This window comes from Streptomyces sp. NPDC005533 (assembly GCF_042871845.1).
Lineage (GTDB): Bacteria > Actinomycetota > Actinomycetes > Streptomycetales > Streptomycetaceae > Streptomyces.
Map to the genome: position 1 here is coordinate 1 of NZ_JBIAJH010000152.1, position 2,786 is coordinate 2,786.

The 2,786-nt window shown below is 62.3% G+C and carries 1 protein-coding gene and 1 pseudogene; one reads left to right on the top strand and one right to left on the bottom strand.

Annotated features, from left to right (window positions below; translation table 11 throughout):
- Positions 1-102, top strand: a pseudogene (locus tag ACFYP3_RS37470) (IS5/IS1182 family transposase); the annotation flags it as partial.
- A gap of 24 nt (positions 103-126) precedes the next feature.
- Here the strand turns inward: ACFYP3_RS37470 and ACFYP3_RS37475 are convergent.
- A complete protein-coding gene (locus tag ACFYP3_RS37475; RefSeq protein ID WP_388842581.1) occupies positions 127-1,941 on the bottom strand; it encodes a cellulase family glycosylhydrolase in 1,815 nt (604 codons plus the stop codon).
- Between the last annotated feature and the right edge of the window lie 845 nt (positions 1,942-2,786).

The window sequence follows — 2,786 nt, forward strand, 5'->3', positions numbered from 1 at the left end:
AAATCGTGGAAGGCTCTTCGACGAGCACGATGCTCCACCAACCGCATCGGCACCACCGTGAAGGCCGTCCACACCCTGCTGACCTGCACCTATCCAGGATGAAAGACGTTCAGTCTCCGACCCTGCTCAGGTGCCGGTTTTACGGAGGCGGACCGGGTTAGTCCCGTCGTTCATTGATTTAATAAGTTTTGTCTGAATTTGTTGGAGGAAATTCTGTTGCTGGGCCGTGGTGGTATATCCCAGCCCCGTCAGAGTGTTGGGTGCGTTGGCGAGTACGAAGAGGAAGTGACGGTTGTTTGTGCTGGTGGCTGCCGAGTTGTCGGTCCAGTACAGCAGCTGTCGGCCGCCCCCGTTGGTCGTGTGGGGGTTGGCGCGCAGGACGACCTCGTTGGCCTTGTTGCCCGGAGCGGTGGGAAGGTCAGCGGCATTGTAGATGCCTGTGTCCGTGATGATCGTTGTGGTGGTGGGGTTGAACTGCGGGGGCAGGTACGTTTGGGTGGGCGCGTCGCTGTTGCGGCCCTGCCAGGCTTCAAAGAGAAAGTTGGAAGAGCCGAAAAAGTGGCATTGCTTACCGTCGCCTGGGCACAGTTGGAGCCAGTTGAGCCAGGTGCCGGAGCTGTCGGTGGCGCTGGTGCTGTACTGGAAGTTAAGAAGGCCGCCCTGGACGGCTTGCGGGTAGGCCTGAGCGATCAGGCTGTTGTTGATCACTGCGTTGATCTGCCCGGCGTCGTTACGTTCGATGACGGAATGGTCCTCACCATTCCAGGCGTCGCCGCTGGTCTGGATCTCGCCTGAGCCGTTCTTGTCTTCGTGATGGTGATTACGGTAGATGTCCCAGTGCCACTGGGTGCCGGAGAGCACGGGCGCGTAGTCGTCGAGCACGGTGGTGCCGGGTTGTGCGGCCTGCCCAGAGTTCATGCCCTGGTACATGCCGGTCAGTTCGCGTGCCGTGTCGGGGACTCCGCTTTGGCCGACTTTGGCGCCGAACTCGGACACGAACGCGGGGGCGCCCCAGGCCCGGGCCCTTTCGCGGATGAGATCGAAGTTTTGCAGGTACGCACCGCTGCCTGCGCCCAACGCCCATGGCGGTTGGGGTAGTTGGCGGGGAGTGTCGTAGAAATGCGGCGTGAATACGATCCTGCCTGTGACTTTGGGGTCGGGGGTGCCTCCCACCGGGGGGACTGTCGGGGTCTGACTGTTCCAGAAGACGAGCGGCTCGGCGAACTCGAGCTTGTCGTTCCATCCGGCGTTGTCCATCGCCGTGCGGATGCGCCGATAAAATGGCCAGAGCTTGGTGGTGTCCCACGTTCCCGGAGTATCGCCCTCCATTCCCCCGTCAAAGGGCTCGTTCGCCGGCTCGAAGCCCACGATCCGGTTCCAGTCGTCACCCGTCAGCTTGGATTTCAGGTATTTCAAAACTGAGGTCGCTTGATTGACGAAAACGTCCTGGATATGGGTGGTTCCGGCACTGTCGGTGATCTGCTGGTTATTCCAGAACGCCCGTGCGGCAAGCCGTACCCCGCCATCATCTGCCGTCAACTGCTGCTGTGCCCAGTCCAAGCAAATAGGGCCGCAGTATTCCTTGCCTGTCAGGCCGAGGGTTGCGATCGCCCAGTCGGGCATGCCCTCCCCGGTGTGCCACGACCCTGGATAGAACAGTGAGCGGGCCATGAGGTCCTGGTGATACTCCACGATCACGCGCAGCCCTCGTGAGGTGGCCTCCTTGATCTGCGCGATGGCCTTGTCCAGGTACGCATAATCCACTGCCCCACGCTTAGGCTGGGCGCCTTCCCACAGAATCTGGAAGCGCACTACGTTCGAGCCAGCTTTTTGTTTCAAGGCGGCGAAGGACGCGGCGGCATCCTCAGTGGTGCGGAAGGGCAGCATGCCGCTTTCCTTGAGCTTGGTGGACCCTGACACTGCGTAACCGCGCAGCACCACCTCCCTACCGTAACCATCCTTAAAGACCCGGTCGGCAGGGGCGACGGTACCCGACCCAATGGACACCGTGTCTGCCTTCGCACTGTCATCTGGAAGCGTGTGCGCCACCGGCGTGTCAGCAGCGGCAGGGTGCAGACCCGCCGTCAGCGCTGCTCCCACCGTCACCGCCAGAGCCGCCGCTAATCGCCGCCTCCGGCTCCAGAACGCGCCTGCCCCCGCAGGAGGCCCCACGGGGCCCCCGACCCGGCCGGCCGTCCTCTCCCGCACGTCACTCAGGGCTCTCACCCCTGTACACTCCATCACCGTAAAAGCCCCTTTCCGTATCTTTCTATCGGCTGCAAAGCCACGGCACTCCCGATCAATAAGACCCCGCCAGCCGCCAATCCTTACGCATGGGGCAAAAACGTATCCAAACGGTTGCGATTGAGAGGAGCAGAGCCGCCCGGCTCAAGGGGCGCCCGGCCTCCGGAGCGGGACTGTAAAAAGAAACATAACTGTGAGAGTTCTTCTGCGGCCCGGGATGGGTTGCTGCCAGGCTCGGCGCCTATGATCCGGCATGACTCGAAAGATAACTGGCGTCCCGTCAGGGGCTGCCGTTCCCCGGAGATGTCTGCCGGTCATCGGCGTCGGCCTGGCCCACCCGTTGGCTTGATCAGCAGCTTGTCCGCCTTGCGGCGTGACTCAGCACAGTTCCGCCACACGGTGACGCCATCCAGGCCGATGCCGACTACAGCCGTCCGCTTAGCAAGGAGAGGTTGTTAAGTCCGTTTCTGGTAGCGGCCTCGTCCGGGTTGGGTGAGGAAGCCTTGGCGGGTGAGGCGTGCGAGGCGGCTGCGGGTGATGTT